13 protein-coding genes are annotated in these 19,870 nt (G+C 38.9%); 2 read left to right on the forward strand and 11 right to left on the reverse strand.

Going from position 1 to position 19,870, the window contains the following annotated elements; genetic code table 11:
• Positions 1–103 precede the first annotated feature (103 nt).
• Positions 104–1,591 (forward strand): phosphomannomutase CpsG, encoded by a 1,488-nt coding sequence (locus ACT3QR_RS03135; RefSeq protein ID WP_444519944.1) that lies wholly within the window; start codon positions 104–106, stop codon positions 1,589–1,591.
• A gap of 101 nt (positions 1,592–1,692) precedes the next feature.
• On the opposite strand, the gene ACT3QR_RS03140 is transcribed toward ACT3QR_RS03135, so the two are convergent.
• The 4 genes from ACT3QR_RS03140 to galE form a co-directional block, all read right to left on the reverse strand.
• Complete coding sequence (locus ACT3QR_RS03140; RefSeq protein WP_444520100.1) at positions 1,693–3,051, reverse strand: UDP-glucose/GDP-mannose dehydrogenase family protein; 1,359 nt, start codon at positions 3,049–3,051, stop codon at positions 1,693–1,695.
• Positions 3,052–3,115: 64 nt separating this feature from the next.
• The gene (gene pgi, locus ACT3QR_RS03145) at positions 3,116–4,795 is read right to left on the reverse strand and encodes a glucose-6-phosphate isomerase (RefSeq protein WP_444519945.1); all 1,680 of its coding nucleotides are present in this window, start codon (positions 4,793–4,795) and stop codon (positions 3,116–3,118) included.
• Positions 4,796–4,798: 3 nt separating this feature from the next.
• Positions 4,799–5,683, reverse strand: a complete 885-nt coding sequence (locus ACT3QR_RS03150; protein WP_444519946.1) for a UTP--glucose-1-phosphate uridylyltransferase — start codon at positions 5,681–5,683, stop codon at positions 4,799–4,801.
• A gap of 69 nt (positions 5,684–5,752) precedes the next feature.
• Positions 5,753–6,814 carry a UDP-glucose 4-epimerase GalE gene (gene galE, locus ACT3QR_RS03155; RefSeq protein ID WP_444519947.1) on the reverse strand — a complete coding sequence of 354 codons (1,062 nt, stop codon included), beginning with the start codon at positions 6,812–6,814 and terminating at the stop codon, positions 5,753–5,755.
• 145 nt (positions 6,815–6,959) lie between these two features.
• Here galE and ACT3QR_RS03160 point away from each other — a divergent pair, with 145 nt between their 5' ends.
• On the forward strand, positions 6,960–7,946 hold the full coding sequence (locus ACT3QR_RS03160; RefSeq protein ID WP_444519948.1) for a capsular polysaccharide export protein, LipB/KpsS family: 987 nt from the start codon (positions 6,960–6,962) through the stop codon (positions 7,944–7,946).
• 23 nt (positions 7,947–7,969) lie between these two features.
• Here ACT3QR_RS03160 and ACT3QR_RS03165 read toward each other — a convergent pair whose 3' ends face one another.
• From ACT3QR_RS03165 to odhB, 7 genes are all read right to left on the reverse strand, one after another.
• Entirely contained in the window at positions 7,970–9,073 is a 1,104-nt protein-coding gene (locus ACT3QR_RS03165) for a stealth family protein (RefSeq protein ID WP_444519949.1), read from the reverse strand.
• A gap of 105 nt (positions 9,074–9,178) precedes the next feature.
• Positions 9,179–12,976: a CDP-glycerol:glycerophosphate glycerophosphotransferase gene (locus tag ACT3QR_RS03170; protein ID WP_444519950.1), complete on the reverse strand. Its 3,798-nt coding sequence runs from the start codon at positions 12,974–12,976 to the stop codon at positions 9,179–9,181.
• A 72-nt stretch (positions 12,977–13,048) separates the two neighbouring features.
• Positions 13,049–14,326 (reverse strand): accessory Sec system protein Asp2, encoded by a 1,278-nt coding sequence (locus ACT3QR_RS03175; RefSeq protein ID WP_444519951.1) that lies wholly within the window; start codon positions 14,324–14,326, stop codon positions 13,049–13,051.
• Between the two features lie 118 nt (positions 14,327–14,444).
• Positions 14,445–15,320, reverse strand: coding sequence for a succinate--CoA ligase subunit alpha (sucD, locus tag ACT3QR_RS03180; RefSeq protein ID WP_201601740.1), 876 nt, complete (start codon positions 15,318–15,320; stop codon positions 14,445–14,447).
• A 151-nt stretch (positions 15,321–15,471) separates the two neighbouring features.
• Positions 15,472–16,638: an ADP-forming succinate--CoA ligase subunit beta gene (sucC, locus tag ACT3QR_RS03185; protein ID WP_444519952.1), complete on the reverse strand. Its 1,167-nt coding sequence runs from the start codon at positions 16,636–16,638 to the stop codon at positions 15,472–15,474.
• A 158-nt stretch (positions 16,639–16,796) separates the two neighbouring features.
• Entirely contained in the window at positions 16,797–18,251 is a 1,455-nt protein-coding gene (gene lpdA / locus ACT3QR_RS03190) for a dihydrolipoyl dehydrogenase (RefSeq protein ID WP_444519953.1), read from the reverse strand.
• Positions 18,252–18,505: 254 nt separating this feature from the next.
• Positions 18,506–19,753 (reverse strand): 2-oxoglutarate dehydrogenase complex dihydrolipoyllysine-residue succinyltransferase, encoded by a 1,248-nt coding sequence (gene odhB / locus ACT3QR_RS03195; protein WP_444519954.1) that lies wholly within the window; start codon positions 19,751–19,753, stop codon positions 18,506–18,508.
• Between the last annotated feature and the right edge of the window lie 117 nt (positions 19,754–19,870).

Raw genomic sequence — 19,870 nt, forward strand, 5'->3', positions numbered from 1 at the left:
GATTCGTTTAATAGTTAGTGTATCATTGAACACAGCTTGGCTTATAATTGTGCTACTGACATCTTCATTTTACCACTGCTCATACGCGAGGAACTTTACCATTATGTCCATTTCTGCGACCACCAACTATCAACCAGCCGCGAAATTCGACCCTATTACTATCAGTTCATTTAAAGCTTATGACATTCGCGGTGAGCTTGGGGTAAATCTCGATGAAGAGATTGCCTACCGTATCGGGCGGGCGTTCGCACAGATTTTATATCAGCGTTATCAGGCAGCGGCTCAGACTCAAGAAAATGATATAACAACTCTAAAACCTACTATCGCCATTGGTAGTGATATTCGCCATTCTAGTGAGCAGTTAAAACAGGCGTCTATCGCAGGTATGATGGATGCAGGCATCGATGTGATCGACTTGGGTATGAGTGGTACTGAAGAGGTGTATTTTGCTACCAGTCACTATCAGGCGTTGGGTGGTATCGAAGTCACTGCCAGCCACAACCCTATCAACTATAATGGCCTAAAACTGGTCAAAGAGCACTCAAAACCAATTAGTGCCGATGATGGTTTGGCAGAAATTCAAACTCTCGCAGAATCTGGGCAGTTCACTGCGGTTAATCAATTAGGTAAATTACAATTATTGACAGATAAAAGCGCGTACATCGATCATGTGATGACTTTTATCGATACTGATAAACTAAAACCACTTAAGCTGGTTATCAATTCGGGCAATGGTAGTGCTGGACCAGTGGTGGATTTATTAATTGATAAACTGATGCAAGCTGGTACACCAATTGAAGTGATTAAACTACATCATACGCCTGATGGAAGCTTCCCTAATGGTATCCCCAATCCAATGGTTGAAGCCAATAGAGTAGCTACCCAGCAAGCCGTCTTGAAAAATAACGCAGATCTCGGCATCGCCTTTGATGGTGACTTTGATCGTTGTTTCCTATTCGATGAACGTGGTGAATTTATTGATGGTAGCTACATCGTCGGTATGCTCGCTCAAGCATTTTTGAACAAATACCCAAGTGAATCAATCGTCTATGATCCACGAGTAATTTATAACACTGAAGCAGTAATAGAGGAACATAACGGTAAGGCTGTCATTAGTAAATCTGGACACTCATTTATTAAGCAAGTCATGCGTGACTCAGGCGCTGTATATGGCGGTGAAATGTCTGCCCATCACTATTTCCGTGACTTCTTCTATTGCGATAGTGGCATGATTCCATGGTTATTGACTATTGAGCTATTGTCCATCACGGGTAAAACCTTATCCGAATTGGTCACAGGCTATATTGCCGCTTATCCCAGCTCAGGCGAATTAAACTTTCGTCTCACAACTCATGATGCACCGGCTATCATCAACGCTATTGAAGAGAAGTTTAGCCCGCAAAGTCCAGCTAAATCAACACTTGATGGTTTAAGTCTAAACTTTGGTGAGTGGCGCTTCAATCTACGTGCGTCAAATACCGAGCCACTGATCAGATTAAATATTGAAAGCCGTAGCGATCAACCGTTACTGGCTACCAAAACACAAGAAATCCAGCAGTGGCTAGCAACTCAAGGTGCCGTACCAGCATAAAGTGATTAATCCAGTAGCAACAGTTCTGATTATCAGTCGAAAAAGGGTCGCTAATACTTATTAGCGACCCTTTTTCTATAAATTGATAAACTTAGAAAATACTATTTAGTTCGACCAATACCCATGTAATCGCCTACCAAACTACTAATTTGCGAGCGTGTCAGTACATTTTGTGCATCAAATACTGGCATGGCTTGTTGATTAATTTTGCCAATATCTAATTGATCTCGTGGTGACCAACTAACGATGAAAATAGCATGAGTACCGTGAAGCTGCTGATAAGGACTAGTAATCAGCTCAAGTAATGGTTGTTGTTGATAAAGCTCGGCAAGCTCGTGCTGTGCCTTATCACTATAAACCAGTGTACGAATATTATAAGACCATAATAGTGATAACAACGGATGAATAGCTGAGCCAGCGGTAAGTCCTGAACCTGATTTATAACTACCACCCCAAATCATCACAGTTTTATTATCGATAAACCCATCAAAATACTGCCAAAACTTACGGAATATCAACTCTTTTTGATCTTCATTGATATGTACGATAGATTGCAATAAAGGCATATCCAAACTGTGTGTACGGCTTGATTGTTGCAATTTAGCCAGCTCAGTAGGCAAAGTATTACCACCGAATCCCCACCCTGCTTGTAGATAACTACTGCCTACCCGCTCATCCAATCCCATAATACGACTAACTTGACTGATATCGACATTTTGACTATCAGCCAAACGTGACATCTCATTCATAAAGCTCACTCTGGTCGCTAGCATCGCCATAATGCTGCTACGAGCAAACTCTATCGTGGCGATATCAGCATGATGATTTGCGCGTGCATGCTGCATCAAAGGTTTCAACACATTCAAATACTGGCTACTACTCGCTGTTTTTTCGCCCAGTAGCCATAATGAAGGATTTAGCATCGAATTGTAAGCATCACCATCTTGTAAGAATACAAAGGGCACGTAATATACCCAAGCACGCTGTAAACGCTGTGATAATGCGGTTATATGACCTAATTGCTCGATACCGCTCATAATTACAGGTATTGCCTGTTGATGACTGTGATTCAACGCAGTAATCCAACTGTCTTCTGTCCACGATGGCTTAATACTGTCTAAGAACAACCAGTAAAGTCTTACAATACTCTGAGTGTCAGCCTCATTACTATTTGTTGCTTCATAGCCTTTTATTAGCATGTCAGCACTAGCTGGTAACTCCTTACTTATAATAACCTGCTGCTGCTCATACATTTGCCATAGTGCTTGCAGATGATGCTCAAAGCTATATTGCTGTATTTGCTGCGTCAGCAGCGCTTTGTCTGTGTAAAGATGGACACGTTGGCCAAGACTTGCCAGCACCACTGCACTTGTTATCGCTTCTATACTGTGACCAATAAACACACAAACCGTAGAATCAGTTGATTGGTTTGGTTCAGATTTATTATTATATTTATTCATATGGCTACCATCTAGAGCCGTCTCCATGAGAGTGCTTTCCTATATTATTGATGTATCAATACTACTAAGGCAGCTGCTTAATACGCTGTAGTAATTGGTCAGTAGATGTATCGAATAGACCTTGAGAGTCTTTCTGGATATGCTGCATAGCATGGTGTACGGAGTCTGCCATTTGCTTGCCCATCTCGACGCCCCATTGATCAAATGGATTGATATCCCAAATGCTGGCCATGACATAGACCTTATGCTCGTAAAGCGCTATCAATGCGCCTAAGCTATGCGGCGTCAGCTCATCAATCAGTAATGTGGTTGACGGTTGATTCCCACGGTAGTACTTATATTTGTCTGCTTCGGAAACTGTCTGTGGATTGACCAGATTTGTCACAGCAGCATTACCAAATGCCAATACTCTACTTTGCGCTAGACAGTTGGCTAAAGACAACTCGTGCTGTTGTTGCAATGAGGAGTTTTGCGCCTCATCACCGTAGCGACGGACACAAGCGATAAAGTCACAGGAGACCTGCTGCGTGCCTTGATGTAGCAGCTGATAGAATGCATGTTGTGCATTTGAGCCGATTTCACCCCATAGAATTGGACACGTATCATAGTCAATATGATCCCCATTCCGCGTAACGGACTTACCATTACTCTCCATCTCCAGCTGGGTTAAATAGCTAGGTAAATAGCCCAATCGACCATCATAAGGCAATACGGTATGCGCATTTACTTGTAAAAAAGTACTATTCCAAACTGCCAGCAAGCCTAGCAGTACGGGTAAATTGTCGGCAAAGTCCGCCTGTGCAAAATGCTTATCCATACTATGAGCACCGCTTAATAGCGCCTTAAAGCTACTCATACCAATACGGATAGCAATGGCAAGGCCAATTGCTGACCATAGAGAAAAGCGACCGCCGACCCACTCCCAAAGCTGCAACTGATGCTCAGGATGAATTCCCCAAGCACTCATTTTTTCACTATTGGCTGAAATGCCGATAAAATGCCGACGCAATACACTATCCTCTGTGCCTGCACGGAGTTTTGCCGTTGCCAGTAGCCAAGATAATGCTGTCTTAGCATTCGATAAGGTATCAACCGTACCAAAGGATTTGGACGAGATAATAAATAGTGTGGTCTCAGGATTTAAATGCTTGAGCAAATTATCAAGCTGCGTACCGTCCATATTGGAGACAAAATGCACCTTAATACTGGTATCTGCCCATTCATCGAGCGCTGTAGTCGCCATGAGTGGGCCAAGATCAGAACCCCCAACCCCAATATTGACAACATCTGTAATTGCCTTGCCCGAAAACCCGCGCCATGTACCATTGCGCACGCGTTCAGATAGGCGCGCTACTTGTGACAAACTATGATGTACATTAGCGACGATATTTTGTCCATCGACTTGTAATGTCGCTGTCTCTGGCAAACGTAACGCCGTATGCAACGCAGCACGCTGCTCGCTGGTATTTACCATAGCCCCTTGCAGTAATGAATCAATACGAGCATCTAGCTCACAACTTTCAGCTAAGCTCAGCAAGTTAGACAATACTGTCTGATCAATACGCTGCTTACTAAAATCCATATACAGCGCACCAGCCTGCACGCTAAAATGCTTAGCACGCTTATCATCTTGCGCAAATAGCTGTGCAAGGGACCATGGGTGCTTTGCAAGCGTCTGTAGTTGCTGCCAGTATTTAGAATGTCGAGCACTGCTATATGCCTTATCGCCCTTTATCTCATTCATCAGCTACTCATCATCTGCTAATTGCTGCTCGGCGAAGTAGATGAACGCCTGCATATACGAGCGCATATCTCCTGCATCGTAGCTATCACCACGCATGGTCGTGACATGGACACCATATTCACTAATGAGCGCGTCAATCGCATCCGTCAGCTGAATCTCACCACCGACAGATGCTTTAGTATTGGCTAAGTAATCAAAGATATGGTTACTAAATACATAGCGCCCTACCACAGCCAGATTGGAAGGAGCATCAGCTAAATTGGGCTTTTCTACAAAACTAGACACTTTAAAGCTAGCATTAATATTTATTTCTTCATCAATGTCATCAGTATCGTTGAATTTTTCATCTAGTCGAGCGATACCATACTTATGTACGTCTTCATCTGCTACTTGATCGACCAATATCTGTGAGTGACCATCTGTAGCAAACTGATGCAGCATAAAAGCCAAATTATCAGTAGACATATCAGTGGTAAATGGATCGAGTACGACATCAGGCAATAATACGGCAAAGTCATGCTCACCAATGATTGGACGCGCTGCCAGTACCGCATGACCCAAACCTAACGCTTTACCTTGACGTATCATCGATACCGTTACATCTTCTGGCAACCAATTTAAGCTATCAGCCAACTCATCTTTGCCTTTATGACGTAATTGGTTATCCAATTCAGCATTGATATCAAAGTAGTTTTCTATCGCGCTCTTTTGCGCATGACCGACCAAGACAATATGCTTAATACCCGCAGCGATGGCCTCTTCGACCACGTAATGGATGGCAGGACGATTGCCAAGCGGTAACAACTCTTTTGGCACAGATTTTGACAATGGCAGCATACGTGTACCAAAGCCTGCGACAGGAATAACGGCGTGAGTAATTTTTTTCATATAAATAAGACTGTTTCAAAAGTTAAGTGAGAATAAGGTAGTAGATAAACGATGATAACTTAACAAGTATCAAGACATATTGTATCCATTCGGGTTCATGCTCTGCCAACGCCATGTATCTTGACACATATCATTAATTGATAACTCAGCTTGCCACCCTAATAACATTTTTGCTTTATCGGCACTGGCATAACAACTCGCAATATCACCTGCTCGACGACCTGTAAACTGATAGGGAATAGCTTGTCCAGATACATCAGAAAATGCAGATACCAATTCTAATACAGACGTACCTTTACCAGTACCTAAGTTAATAGGTAAAAAGCCTACTGAGTATTGTTGTGTCGTACCACTTTCGTTTGGTCTGGTTTGTTCCTCTAAATAACCGAGGGCAGTCACATGACCTTGAGCTAAGTCAGTAACATGAATAAAATCACGAACGCCTGTTCCATCGACAGTAGGATAGTCATTACCAAAGATACTGAGTTTATCAAGTTTGCCGACGGCCACTTGAGAAATATAAGGCATCAAGTTGTTAGGAATGTCATTGGGGTCTTCGCCAATCTGTCCTGATGGATGCGCGCCTACTGGATTAAAATACCTAAGAGCAATTAGATTCCAGCTTTCATCGGATACCGCTAAGTCTTCTAGAATATGCTCGACGGTCAGTTTACTTTGGCCATAAGGATTGGTACAAGAACGCTTCGAGCTCTCATCGATGGGTAAGTATTCAGGATCACCATAGACAGTGGCAGATGATGAAAAAACTAAATTCTTAACGCTATACTCTGCCATAACTTCTAATAAGGTAATGGTACCGCTGACATTATTATTATAATACAGCAATGGTTTTGCTACTGACTCTCCAACTGCTTTTAACCCAGCAAAGTGAATCACGCCGAAGAATTCGTGTAAAGCAAAGACCTCTCTGAGTAACTCATCATCTCGAACATCCCCTTCGATAAACACAATTGTCTGTCCAATGAGAGTAGAAACACGATTAATCGCTTCATGGCTACTATTAGCTAAGTTATCGTATACCACAACTTCATAGCCTGCTTCATGCAGTGCTATACAAGTATGCGAACCGATATATCCAGCACCGCCAGTAACTAATATTTTATTTTTCATAACATCTATCCGTTACTTTATGAATTAGTTATTCGTCTTTGCTCATAAATGCAACTATACTGGGAACTATAATACATTGCCAACGTAAATATATTAATAATATATATCCAATTTTCCGCTACCAACCCAAGCCGTCGACTACGTCATGAAATTCAATAACTACTTCAAGCCACTATTGTTAGGTTACTATAAACACTATCGCTACCCTAACAAACGTTTGGCGCTAGTGGTTGGTATGCTGCCGTGGAAAAATACCGTCAACGAATGGGTGTTGGAGTCGGAACATGTACAAATACAACGACACTTTGATAAGCAATACTTTAATCTTTGGCTTGAACCTTTTATCCAAAAAGTAAATCCCGTCATCTATATTTGGGGCTATAAAGCGCCTCAATACTTTATTGAGTATGTCCGCGATCAAGGTTTAGATATTTTTTTCTTAGAAGATGGTTTTATCCGTTCAGGTCCTGATGATGATAACAGCATGCCACCGTTATCTATCGTAATGGATAGCCAAGCGCCATATTTTGATACCACTCGACCAAACGATCTGACCGACCTCATTGCAAATTTTGACTTTGAGCAGGATAACTATGATGAAGTACTAGCACAAGAGATACTCGACTACTATGTGTCGCATAGAGTGAGCAAATACAATCATCAATCTTATGTCGATGTCACACCAATATATGGTCCTAAGAATAAAGAACGTATTCTGGTATTAGGCCAAGTACCTCATGACGACTCACTGAAATACGGTGGCGGTAAGGACTTTACTTTACTCGATGTAGTGAATAAAGCGATTAAAGAAAATCCTGACGCTCAAATTATTGTAAAACCACATCCAATGACGTTAGGTGACCACTCTATCATTCGTACGCTCACTGAACTAGATTGCCTGATCCTCACCCAATCTATTCATTTGGTCGATGCATTAGAGACTATCGATCATGTCTATACGATTACTTCACTAGGTGGATTTGAAGCATTGTTTCGAGGCATAGAAGTTACCACACTAGGACAGCCGTTTTATAAAAATTACTGCTCAAATACATCAGAACTAAAAGAGCAAATAGACAAACACAAGATATTCTATCTAATAAATAATTATCACTACTTTTTTTGCAGATAACCGCTATTCATACTGGAAAAGCCTTATTTGTAGTAATGTTCTAACATATCCATCAAGCGCTGATGATAATCAGGAATCTTGTTTGAACCCGCACTGTGGAAATCGTTAGCACAAAAAGAATGCGGAGATACGTTCAATTTTTTCATCCTAAGTAACTTCTCATAACGAGTAACTGCATGTCTTGAACGTATATTAAAATAATAACAAACATCTACCTTTTCTATGGCTTTGGCTTCACAATATAATAACCAAGGTACTAGAAAAGAAGCCATATTAATGTCATTAACCCCTCGGAATTTATTAGGTAAAAAAGATTCTATGTCTTTTTTAAATAAGTTCCATGCCTTCTCATAACCAGATTTTTTCAATGGGAAGTAAGTATGAACAAGAGGATTTTTTATGTTGTAAGAATAATGTCTCTGTAATAATTTAATACTATGTAAAGAGGCCTTTAAGGTAGGTGTTTCGACACCTTTTTTCTGCATATTATATAAATTCTTAGTTGAAACGAATAACGAACTAATATTATTAGCAGAGAAAAAATGTTCTTTGGGTAGCTCTCTTGCAACAAAAACATCATCGTTGAAATAAATAAAATCTTCTGACAAATTAGGAATACGATAGAGGAACGCTTCAATCACATGTGAATTAAATGTTGGAAGATACTGTAAATCGATAATCTCTGTATGATCAACGACGGTAACGCCCTTCACTTTATTCAACCAAGTCGGTACTTGGTTATCAGTAATAATATATATATTTCTGACCCAAGGTAGATATTTCTTAACAGCCTTGACTGAATAAAATAACTCGTTGTGATTATCAAAACGAGCGCTATCAGTTGCGTACTGTCCTAAACCTGCATTTCTACTATTAGACTTATATTGCTCATATTTCTTCTGCCACGCTTCATCAGTATTATCTACCCAAGTAAATACCACATCTATGTTTCTATTATTAGGTATAGCGACAGTGTTGATATTAGAATATTCTACAAATGCAGTTTCTACCGCCTCATCTACACCTAGCTCAGTATTTATGACAGGGTAGCGTTTGTTAAAATAATCTCGAAAAAACACACCGGGGTTATATCTTAATTTTTTCAGTTTTCGTTTATAAGCTTTCATTTTTGTATCCTCTTATACCTCTCGAGGTTATACCGCTCATGACTTTCATTGAGTTTCAATAAAAAAGCTAGGCAGATGCCTAGCTTTCTACCTATACGTTACAAGTCATAAATTATTTTTTAAACTATTAAATCTGATCCAGTTTTTTGGACTATCATGTTCAGGATAGATTGCTATCATACCTTTGTAACAGTATTTAGCCAACTCTATATCCTCTACTAATAAAGCTATTTCTCCTATCAAACTCCAATAATTATAAGAATGCTCTATAGTAGGCTTTACAGAATCGCTATAAGCTTCATCAATGAGCCCTAAACGATATTTGGCTAAGATTATAGGATAAATCAATTCAGCACGCTGTTCTAATTCAATTTTAGAGAACTTTTCAATAACCTCTATCCATTTAGATTGTTCAGTAAGTACTCGAATATATAGCTTATTAAATTCCATATTATCAGGATATGTAACAATAATATCTGGTAAGATATTGGCTAATTCCTCAATATTTCCCATATTCCAATGTGACATCACGTATTGCCAAACTGCGGTTTCGGGCAACAGATTAATATAGCCATTGACTGTTGACTCATACTGACCAATACACTTACCATAGTTATCTCTTGCAAAAGCCAGTCTAGCAATCTCTATCCGACAGATTGAACTATTAGTAGTATGACTCTCAAAATCAGCAAGTTGTCGATGGGCTTCTGTGAACTTGGATAAGTGACGATACGCTTTTGCGATCAATATTTGAGGTAAATAGTCTCTAAGTTCTTGATTACTAAAGTTAGGTAACTCTACCTCTAATAACTGTATAAGTTTTTCCCACTCCTCATATAGACATAAAGACCATGCTTGCATCATCATAGACTGCTTTGGTTTCAAGTCGAGATCTTGTACCTTAACTTTTAGCTCATCAAATTCTGTCACTTGACTTGTTTCAGAATAACTAAACAGTAGCATGAGCATCAGCTCATCATCTAGGGTATGTTTAGTCTTCAAAAGCTCGATAACCTGTTGCCAATGAGTAGTGGTAAAGGCTACTTTCGCTCGCCAATAGTTTTGCACTTCAAGTATAGTGCCTTGAATATCTATAGATTCAAAAAGTTCCATAAATTTATTTTGATAAAATAAAGATTCATTCAAGATATTCTTCGCCCATATTTTCTGTTCTTCATTACCATTTTGTATAAGCAAGTGACTACGTGACTCGACTAGATCCCATACCTTATTGTTATATGCAGACAATGTCAGATCATGGAGTATTTCCACATCTACGCCATAATCTTCAGAACTATCTAAATCCATAATTGCTTCATATACTCGCTGACAGTTATTAGTATCGCGATAAGCAAATGTATCTTGCATCCGTGTTAAATATGGTTCTAAAGGCTTACCATCGTTAGCTAATATCTTTTCTAACTCTATTAGCAAAACCTCCTCTTCTATCACAACAGGGCCAAAGCCGTCATTTTCATAAGAAAAATAGCCTTTCTGATAGATATGAGCTCCTGAAAATACTTCTTCATGATCGAACTGATAATATAGTACCATTTTATTAAGTAGGCCAATCTCAAAAGCTACTGATGAATAATCAGTAATCATTAGTTTCGCTTGTTGGAATAGTTGTTGCATACTGGTATTTTCTATACTCGACTGCCATACCTCTATATAGCTCGGTACATTAAATAGCGCTATATAAGGCTCAATATTAGCATGAGGCGCAAATATTATTTTATAATCATATTCTTTCGCTAACTGTTCTAGACGATTATTATGAAGAACATTATGCCAATGCTGAGCATAGCTAGTTTCCATAAAACCTTCATTAATTACTCTTGTGTTACCCTGACCAGCGACTTCACCCATAATACCTTGACGCCATGTCGGCATAATTAAGATAATTTTACTATCTTCACAGTTATTACGTAATAAACTATCATGTCTTGGAAAGCCAGTTAAAGCTACTTCTTTCTCAGTCAGTTTATAGTAACTGCAATCTTCTATTAGAGAACGATATTCAGGTTTAGTTGTAGTTATAATACATTGCAGATTTTTCTTGGTGTTAAACCATGCTGATAGATTATCCTTGGTCACACCATGTTGTAGAAAGATAAACTTTTTACTATATTCGTATTCATCTCCAAAGTAATTATTTATATATTTATCTAAATGACTACTAATAATCTTAGATGCTCTACGTAACCTATACTCAAAATCATTCGAGCCAAAGTCAACTAAATTAAAGCCTTCTAACTCTAACCGACTCCAATCATGAGAGTCTTTTCTTAGCGCAAAACATATGTTTTGCTTAGGATGATTATGCATAAGGTATCTATACATATGCTCTGCGTTATCGTCAGCTTGGATATCTCTATCCATCAATAGCCAACTCCCATCAGTTTTATACTGTATCGATGGCGAAAACTTACCTATAACCTCTTCTACTTCAACACCATTTTTATATTGTTTTCCTTTAAGTGAAATCCTTGATTTATTACCATCTATAAATACTTCAAGCTTTCCTATAGAGCTATAAGAAACCCATGATCTAAATTCCTTAACAAAGTTTTGACCTACAAAATCATGTTTAATAACTTTTTGGTAAATAGGTATCACATCTTTACCATCAAATTGAAATGAAACAGTTCTTTGAGGACCTGTGAAATAAGAGATAAGAATTTGCTCTTTTTCTCTATCTATATTTTCAATATAGGTAATTTGATTGAAAACCCTGTCTTCCTTAAAAGTTTCAATCATTCCCACCTTAAATGCAAACCATATTCCTGCTAAATCGAAATCCAATATTACTTTTGAGTCTATATAATAAAATATATCTTCGATTAGCTTATGGAAAATATCTTTCTCTTCACGACTTAGAAACAATGTTTTTTCAGGATTATCTAACAATAATTTCAAATACCAACTGATATCATATAGAACGGTTCTTTGAATATGATTAGGTACATATCCTAAGTCATTATTGTACATAGATAAAACAGCCAGATAGCCTTTTTCTAATATATCCTTATATTTTCTTTTATCTTCCCAGGATTTATCTACAGTAGAGCTTTTATCGTTTCTTTTTCTATAAAGGTATACTAGGTTCTTAGAGAACAATACGTTTCCATCATTTCTTAGTAGGTATTCAGCTATAAACTTACCATCCTCAAAAGTAGGCTTTACATCTTCTCCAAACTGTAAAATCTTTTCATTGATAATTGAGGTTTTAAATATAGATGCTGCAGCTGAAAGATTGATATGACTTTTCAAGTCCATAGCAGGTAGTTTAGTTTCAATATTTTTGAAGCGATTTCTTAAGGGGTGTCTATTTCTAATATCATTATACTCTTCCATAAATAGTTGTATATTAGCTACAACCATACTCAATGAATCATCATTTTCTAAAATTGAATTTAGTATATAGAAATAATTAACATTGATAAAATCATCAGGATCTATAAAAGTGACCCATTCCGTATTTACAAATTCAATGCCCATATTTCTAGCAGATGCTTGCCCACCATTACTTTTATACAAATAAGTGATATTTTTAGGATATTTTTTCTGCCATTTCTTAATAATCTCGGCAGAATTATCAGTGGAGCCATCGTCTATCATAATAAGTTGAATGTGCTTTTTAAAACTTAAGCTCTGATTAACTAAACTCTCAAAATAGTCATCTAAGTATTTCTCAACATTATAAACAGCAGATACGACAGTAAAGTTATTCTTTCCACTATATTTAATAGGGGTTTTACTTATAACTTGTTCACTACGTTTTTTATAAGAACTTACTATAAAACCTTTAGGATCTCTTTTTAATTTATCTATACGTCTTTGTAAAACTAACTTTTCATCATTAGCTATAGGCAAAACATTAATAATTCTCTTGTAACTCATGAAAAACTCCATACTGAAAATATCTATTATAAAAACCACAAAAACCCGAAGTTAATGCCTGGAGTTCGAAATTTAAATACTAACTTTACTATAAAAAATATTGCCTTCCTTTGTGAAGATAGATTCTGTATATTTATTATTAGAGTTATTATTATCTATACTTACATTAACTCGCAAAGGAACCTCAGATATCTCACCTGTGATCATATTTATTTCTATATACAATTGATAAACCCCAGGACTTATATGCGACATATTTAGACCTTCATGCTTTTTTGTGCAGAAATAAGCTTTATCATAATTTACAAATGTACCTGCGTAATAATTTTTAGATATCTGTGGCTTATTATCTTTAGCTAATAATATTTCATAATTTTTTGTAGGCGACTTAAGCTTTAGAATATATCTTAAATCATGATAGTAAGCACAAGGCACTCCTCGTAGAAAAAACACACCCTCTACATAAAAAAGTCCATTATCATCAAAACTTATTTTATCGGCTCTTAAAACTGGTTCTCGAGTTATATTCATCACCTTGCATAATTTATCTTCATGTATAATACTATTTTTAAATAGTGGTGGTAGGTTATAACTTAGACCACCTAAAATACTCATTATCAATGGTGCATTGTGAGACGTTACATCTTGATGGCTTCTAACCAATACAGACCGAGACTCAATGAAATTAAAATTAAAGTACTTGTGAAAGCAACCTAAAAAGGGTTGGACTTGTCCCAAATATCGATCATCAGCTTTGGACGATATTAAGTATATATTTCGATCATAATCAGTATCATTTTCAATTTCGTTTAATATCCTAGAGTCTAATTCTTTTATATTGTCGCTACTTAGATCACTTCCTAACATGAATTTTGCAGGGCTTTTTATAGGTCCTTTAGGAATAACTCCAGCAACAGACGACCCTATTAACAACGTTGGTGCTGATAATAATATGTTTTTAAAATTATATTTTATACCATAAAATAGTGCACTAGAACCACCTTTTGAAGCTCCTAACAGCGTACAATTTTCACGATTAACATTCAAAAAATCTAATGTTTTATCTAAGAACTTCGAAATCGCTTGTTCTAATTTATTACTGTCCGAGTAAACAGGATCAATATAATAAGTTGCTTTACCATTATCATAAAAATCATCTTTAATCCATAATACGTATGCCCTACTTGATTTTAGCGTATTTAAAAAGTCATATGTAAAACTAGATTTAGTGCCAAATCCACTAAAAACTACGATAAGATGATTTGTATCATATTTTCTATTTTTTAGAATGTATTTAAAAGTAAATCCTTCGTAATCTATCTTCTCTTCTTGTGCACTCAAAGTAAACATATATCCTCGTACAGATAAAATAAATATTTGTAAAACACAAAAAAACACCCCATTGTAGGGGTGTCTCTGTATTTTTTCAAGATAGTTTTGGTAGTTACTTAATAGACTTATGCCTATTTTACCAACCTGTAACTTCTTTTAGCTTCTCACCAAGCTTAGATGGGTCACGTGTATACGCGATACCAGCATCTTCAAACGCTTTGAACTTCTCTTCAGCAGTACCTTGACCACCAGAGATGATAGCACCAGCATGGCCCATACGCTTGCCTTCTGGAGCGGTAACACCAGCGATATAACCAACAACTGGCTTAGTCACATGGTCTTTGATGTAAGCAGCAGCTTCTTCTTCAGCAGTACCACCGATTTCACCGATTAGGATGATAGCTTCAGTTTGTGGATCAGCTTCAAATAGCTTCAGTGCGTCAATCTGGTTCATACCAGGGATAGGATCACCACCGATACCGATACAAGTTGACTGACCAAAACCAAGCTTAGTAGTTTGCGCAACTGCTTCGTAAGTCAATGTACCAGAACGTGAGATGATGCCCACTTTACCTGGCTGATGGATATGGCCTGGCATGATACCAATTTTACATTCACCTGGCGTGATTACGCCTGGGCAGTTAGGACCAACCAAACGTACATCGCCAGCTTCTTCAAGATAGCGTTTTGCTTTTAGCATATCGATAGTCGGTACGCCTTCAGTGATCACAACGATCAACTTAACGCCAGCATCGATTGCTTCAACGATAGAGTCTAGTACGAACGGTGCTGGTACGTAGATAACAGAAGCGTCAGCTTGAGTCGCTTCCATGGCTTCCGCCATAGTGTTAAATACTGGTAGGCCTAGGTGCGTTTGACCGCCTTTACCTGGAGTTACACCACCAACTACTTTTGTACCATATTCGATGGCTTGTTCAGAATGGAACGTACCATTTTTACCAGTAAAACCTTGTACCAATACTTTGGTATCTTTATCGATTAATACACTCATTATATTTTCCTTGTATTCGGTTGTCTTGTAACAGTGAGCTCTATAACTGTTATCACCAAATTTTGATAATCTGTCTGTACTACAAAACTACTATTACGATTTGACTACTATGCTTAAAGGCTTATATTTAAAGGGCGATGCCTTAAATCTATTAAGCTTTTACAGCATCGACAATTTTTTGAGCCGCATTTGAAAGGCCTTGAGCTGAAATCAATTTCAGACCAGACTCTTCTAGGATTTGTGCGCCTTTCTCAGCGTTGTTACCTTCTAAGCGAACAACTACTGGTACTTGTACGTCAACTTCTTTGATAGCAGCAATGATAGCTTCTGCAATCATGTCACAACGTACGATACCGCCGAAGATGTTGATTAGGACTCCTTCAACACTGCTATCTTCTAGGATAATTTTGAACGCTTCAACAACGCGATCTTTAGTTGCGCCGCCGCCAACGTCCAAGAAGTTAGCAGGCTTGCCGCCATACAATTTGATGATGTCCATGGTCGCCATGGCAAGACCAGCACCGTTAACCATACAACCGATGTTACCTTCTAGAGCAACATAGTTTAGGTCAAATTCAGCAGCTTTAAGCTCACGCTCATTTTCTTGAGTCTTATCTTGTAGCGCTGCAATTTTTGGCAAACGATATAGAGCGTTTGAGTCGATACCGATTTTGCCATCAACACAAACGATTTCGCCATTTTCACGAACAGCTAATGGGTTAATTTCCATTAGAGCAAAGTCGTTTTCAACGAATGCTTTATAAGCGCCAGTCATCAATTTAACGAATTGGTTGATTTGCTTGCCTTCTAGACCAAGTTTGAACGCAACGTCGCGCGCTTGGAAAGGCATTAAACCAACTAAAGGATCAACGTGTACTTTGAAGATTTTTTCTGGTGTGTTGTGTGCTACTTCTTCGATATCTACGCCGCCTTCGGTAGATGCCATGAAGGTTACACGACGAGTTGCACGATCAACGACTGCGCCAAGATATAGCTCAGTTTGTACTGGATACATATCTTCTGCAACCAATACGAAGTTTACTGGCTGACCATCAGCATCAGTTTGGAACGTTACTAGGTTAGTACCGATCAGCTCTTCAGCAACTTGCTTAGCTTCTTCACGAGTTTTAACCAGCTTTACACCACCAGCTTTACCGCGACCACCAGCATGTACTTGCGCTTTAATGACCGCAATATCAGTTGGAGTTTTATCAAAAGCTGCAGCAGCTTCTTCGCCGTTATGAGCGATAATGCCTTCTTGAATTGGCAAACCGTAGCTTTTTAATAGCTCTTTTGCTTGATACTCATGTAAATTCATTGATTGTATCCTTTATTTTTTACAATTAATAAAAAGTGAAATCAAGTGCGTACATACACATATTAATCATACGTCTGACGCACTCATGATTGTGGCATCACCAAGATAGCGATACCCCAATCAGGTTGTAAATCGATAATAACTAAACGAGCAACTACTTATTTCTTACGTTTTTTGCGCTGGATAGCGTGAATAGCACGGCCATCTGCAGATAGAGCAGCTTCATGCACTGCTTCTGAAATAGTTGGGTGAGCAAATGTCATCAACTGTAAGTCTTCGACACTAGACACAAATTCCATCGCGATCATACCTTGATGGACGATATCACCAGCACCAGCAGCGATAGCATGCATACCTAATAGACGATCTGTTTTCGCATCAGCAACTACTTTCACAGAACCTTGCGCTTCACTTTGCGCTAATGCACGTCCGTTAGCAGCTAAGTTGAAAGAACCTGTTTTAACTTCATAGCCAGCTTCTTCAGCTTCTTGCTCAGTTAAACCTACCCATGCGATTTCTGGGTGAGTATAAATGACATTGATGATAGTGTCATAGTTAACTTGAGGTTTTTCGCCATGAATACGCTCAACAGCCATCATACCCTCTTCCATCGCTTTATGCGCAAGCATAGGACCACGGACCAAATCACCGATAGCATAAACGCCATCAAGATTGGTTTTGCACTGGTCATTGACATCGATAAGGCCACGTTCAGTCAATGTGATGCCACTATCATCGCCAAGCAGTTTTTCAGAATAAGCGCGACGACCAACACAAACGATTAGCTTGTCAAAGCTCTCCTCGCTCGATTCACCTTTACTTTCACTAGTGACGACAACTTGGTCACCTTGAACTTCAGCATTGGTTACTTTGGTATCGACACGGATATCAAGACCTTGCTTCTTCAGCATTTTGCCAGCTTCTTTCGAAATATCTTTGTCAGCAGCAGCTAGGAAACTAGGAAGTGCTTCATATACGACTACTTCTGCACCTAGACGACGCCATACTGAACCAAGCTCAAGACCGATAACACCAGCACCAATAACGCCTAAACGCTTAGGTACTTCTGTGAAATCAAGTGCACCAGTTGAATCAACAATACGGTCACCGTCAGTTTTGGCAACAGGAATTTCGATAGGTACAGAACCTGCCGCAAGAATGACATTCTTAGCAGTAATGGTCGTTTCGCTTTCGTCTTCTAACGCAGTAAATTTGACTTTTTTGTCAGCGCCCTTACCGTCAACTAGAGTACCCCAGCCTTGTAGCCAGTCAACACCATTGCCTTTTAGCAATGCTGCAACGCCGCCAGTTAGCTGCTTAACAATACCTTCTTTGCGAGCAATCATTTGCTCGATATCGATAGCAACGTCACCAGTACTGATACCGTGTTCGTCAAGGTCATGCTTAGTAGCTTCGTAACGATGTGAGCTGTCAAGTAGGGCTTTTGATGGGATACAACCAACGTTTAAGCAAGTACCACCAAGTGCTGGCTCGCCTTTATAAACGCGCTTTTCGATACAAGCAACACTCATACCGAGCTGGCCTGCACGAATAGCTGCTTCGTAACCACCAGGACCGCCGCCGATGACGACTAAATCATAATTGTCTTTCATAGTACGTTCCTATTTTTAATTGTATGTGTCATTTAAACTGGTTGTTATCTCGCTGATAGATCAGCGTTATCTACACTGGATAGTTAATACACTATGTCAATGAGATAGATTCACTTATCAATAGCAAATCACCATTATTAAATTCATTTAAATACAGTTATCAGCGCATCAAGCGATCGCTGATTAATAAAAATCATTATCTATACCAAAGTTAAAAAGCTTGTATCAGCGGTTGCCAATACAAGCTTAAAAGCTTACAGGTCTAGTAGTAGCATTGCAGGGTCTTCGACCAACTCTTTGATAGTTACTAAGAACTGTACTGCTTCTTTACCATCGATCATACGATGGTCATAAGATAGTGCTAGGTACATCATTGGTAAGATTTCAACTTTACCATCGACAGCCATTGGACGGTCATTGATGGCATGCATACCTAGAATAGCAGTTTGTGGTGGGTTCAAGATAGGTGTTGACATTAATGAACCAAATACACCACCGTTAGAGATAGTGAAAGTACCGCCAGTCATGTCTTCTAGACCAAGCTTACCTTGCTGTGCTTTACCGCCAAACTCGCGGATAGTGCCTTCAACATCAGCCATGCTCATACGATCAGTATCACGTAGTACTGGAACAACCAAGCCACGATCTGAAGATACTGCTACACCGATATCATAAAAACCATGATAAACAATGTCATCACCGTCTAGAGAAGCGTTCACTGCTGGGAAACGTTTCAATGCTTCTGTTGCTGCTTTTACGAATAACGACATAAAGCCTAAACGTACGCCATGACGTTTTTCAAACTTCTCTTTGTACTTAGCGCGCATGTCCATCAAAGGCTTCATGTTCACTTCGTTAAACGTCGTCAACATCGCTGTATCTTGTGATGCTGATAATAGACGCTCAGCAACACGCTTGCGAAGACGAGTCATTGGAACGCGTTTTTCAGTACGCTCACCCATCGATTCAGCAACAGGACGACCACTGTCAGACTTGATGCTGCTGTCTGATTTCAATGTTGGGTTAGCCATATCAGTCTTAGTTACACGACCACCGCGGCCACTACCTTCAACTTCTTTAGGATCTACACCTGACTCTTTTGCTGCTTTACGAACTGCTGGGCTTTGATCTTTATGATCAGCTTCGCCTTTCTTATCTGTTGCTTGAACAGGTTCACCACCATCAGCAGCCTGTTTTTCTTGAGCTGGCGCAGTTGATTGGTCTGAATCTGCTGCTGGCGCTTCTTCTGCGCTAGCGTCAGCACTTGCACCAGCTTCAAATTCAGCAATCAGTTCGTCAGACAATACAGTATCGTCAACTTGCTTTACGATTTTGGTCAATACACCATCATCAGGTGCTACAACTTCCAATACAACTTTATCAGTTTCAATTTCAGCCAATAGGTCATCACGATTAACTTGTTGACCTTCAGCAACATGCCACTCAACGATTGTGCCATCGGCAACCGATTCTGGAAAAACGGGGGCTTTGATATCAGCCATCGATATACTCCTTAGATTTGGATATTCATACTTATTATTAAGTCGTGATAGACAGTCGGTAATCTTTTAATAACTTCGCTTATATTTTATTAAAAAACACTGACTGTCATCGCCTGA

Origin of the sequence: Psychrobacter sp. AOP7-B1-25 (assembly GCF_052376195.1) — a bacterium.
In the GTDB taxonomy this organism is placed as follows: Bacteria; Pseudomonadota; Gammaproteobacteria; order Pseudomonadales; family Moraxellaceae; genus Psychrobacter.

What these genes read in the sequence shown, in the direction of transcription:
- ACT3QR_RS03135 (WP_444519944.1), top strand. Translation starts at nt 104, where the DNA reads ATGTCCATTTCTGCGACCACCAACTATCAACCAGCCGCGAAATTCGAC.
- ACT3QR_RS03140 (WP_444520100.1), bottom strand. Translation starts at nt 3,051, where the DNA reads ATGAATAAATATAATAATAAATCTGAACCAAACCAATCAACTGATTCT.
- pgi (WP_444519945.1), bottom strand. Translation starts at nt 4,795, where the DNA reads ATGAATGAGATAAAGGGCGATAAGGCATATAGCAGTGCTCGACATTCT.
- ACT3QR_RS03150 (WP_444519946.1), bottom strand. Translation starts at nt 5,683, where the DNA reads ATGAAAAAAATTACTCACGCCGTTATTCCTGTCGCAGGCTTTGGTACA.
- galE (WP_444519947.1), bottom strand. Translation starts at nt 6,814, where the DNA reads ATGAAAAATAAAATATTAGTTACTGGCGGTGCTGGATATATCGGTTCG.
- ACT3QR_RS03160 (WP_444519948.1), top strand. Translation starts at nt 6,960, where the DNA reads ATGAAATTCAATAACTACTTCAAGCCACTATTGTTAGGTTACTATAAA.
- ACT3QR_RS03165 (WP_444519949.1), bottom strand. Translation starts at nt 9,073, where the DNA reads ATGAAAGCTTATAAACGAAAACTGAAAAAATTAAGATATAACCCCGGT.
- ACT3QR_RS03170 (WP_444519950.1), bottom strand. Translation starts at nt 12,976, where the DNA reads ATGAGTTACAAGAGAATTATTAATGTTTTGCCTATAGCTAATGATGAA.
- ACT3QR_RS03175 (WP_444519951.1), bottom strand. Translation starts at nt 14,326, where the DNA reads ATGTTTACTTTGAGTGCACAAGAAGAGAAGATAGATTACGAAGGATTT.
- sucD (WP_201601740.1), bottom strand. Translation starts at nt 15,320, where the DNA reads ATGAGTGTATTAATCGATAAAGATACCAAAGTATTGGTACAAGGTTTT.
- sucC (WP_444519952.1), bottom strand. Translation starts at nt 16,638, where the DNA reads ATGAATTTACATGAGTATCAAGCAAAAGAGCTATTAAAAAGCTACGGT.
- lpdA (WP_444519953.1), bottom strand. Translation starts at nt 18,251, where the DNA reads ATGAAAGACAATTATGATTTAGTCGTCATCGGCGGCGGTCCTGGTGGT.
- odhB (WP_444519954.1), bottom strand. Translation starts at nt 19,753, where the DNA reads ATGGCTGATATCAAAGCCCCCGTTTTTCCAGAATCGGTTGCCGATGGC.